Annotated in this window: 1 protein-coding gene; it reads left to right on the top strand. The window is 44.7% G+C overall.

Annotation, left to right across the window (positions count from 1 at the left end; all coding sequences use genetic code 11):
- A partial coding sequence (gene surE / locus M595_RS27695) for a 5'/3'-nucleotidase SurE (RefSeq protein ID WP_023069874.1) occupies positions 1-756 on the top strand: 756 nt, incomplete at its 5' end.
- Between the last annotated feature and the right edge of the window lie 470 nt (positions 757-1,226).

The raw sequence follows: 1,226 nt of genomic DNA, 5'->3' as shown, positions 1-1,226 counted from the left end.
CGTAGCCTTGCCAATCATCTGGCGGATGTGGGCCATGAAGTGATTGTGGTTTGTCCCGATCAAGAACGATCTGCAACAGGTCATGGTTTGACTTTACATCACCCGATTCGCGCTGAAAAGGTGGAGTCGGTTTTTCATTCGGGAGTAGAAGCTTGGGCTTGTTCGGGAACTCCGGCTGATTGTGTAAAGTTGGCTTTGTTTGGGTTACTGGAGACACAACCGGATATTGTTCTTTCTGGGGTGAACCACGGGCCAAATTTGGGAACGGATATTCTCTACTCGGGTACGGTGTCGGCGGCGATGGAAGGGATGATCGAAGGAATTCCCAGTATTGCGTTGAGTTTGGGAAGCTATTGCGGGCGAGAATTTCAGGGGGCGGTTCGTTTTGCGGAACGGTTGGTTAAGCAATTGGAAACACAATCCTTGCCTCAGACGATGTTGCTCAATGTTAACATTCCGGCGGTGGCTGAAAAAGATATTATGGGCGTGATGATTACTCGTCAAGGCATTCGTCGCTATGTTGATACGTTTGAAAAGCGAGTTGATCCGCGTGGGAAGACTTATTACTGGTTAGCCGGAGAAGTGTTAGAAGATGCTGAAGATCCACAACAGGCTGTAATTAATGATGATTTACCTACGGATGTACAAGCTTTACGTCAGAATTACATTACTATGACTCCCTTGCAATACAATCTCACGCACACGACCGGATTAAAAGAGTTGCAGATCTGGCACGATCAAAATAGCACAGATTGAGGGGCAATGGGGTGCTGGATTGCTTGACAGATATAAGTTATTGTGATAATTGTCTTAACTTCTTTTAATACGGGTCTTGTTCTTTTTTCGGAACGTTAACTGACTCTATTTTTTGAAGTTGTTACAATCCGTATTCTGGGGGTTGATGGAATTGCCAGGAGCGTTAGACTAGATATAAAGAGCAACAAAGTGTCACATCGCTTATGCTACAAGCGTTACTACTTGGGTTCTTGGGGTCGTCAGTTTGATCTATTTGAGTTATTCTGAGTCATTTTGTCTATGAACGCTGATACCTTCAATACATACTCTGTTACTTGCCCGATTTGTCATCACACAAGCATTGTGTCTTCAGTGGGGATATTAGGTGGGCTGTTTACTTGTCCTCATTGTCATACTCACTTTGTGATCAGCAACAGTGGCCATTTTGTCCGTGATCCTTTTTGTCTGAGAAAGTGGGCTGTGGGACAAAT

Origin of the sequence: Lyngbya aestuarii BL J, assembly GCF_000478195.2 — a bacterium.
GTDB lineage: Bacteria > Cyanobacteriota > Cyanobacteriia > Cyanobacteriales > Microcoleaceae > Capilliphycus > Capilliphycus aestuarii.
The sequence above is the reverse complement of the archived record's forward strand: the minus strand, read 5'-3'. Positions and strand labels throughout refer to the sequence as shown.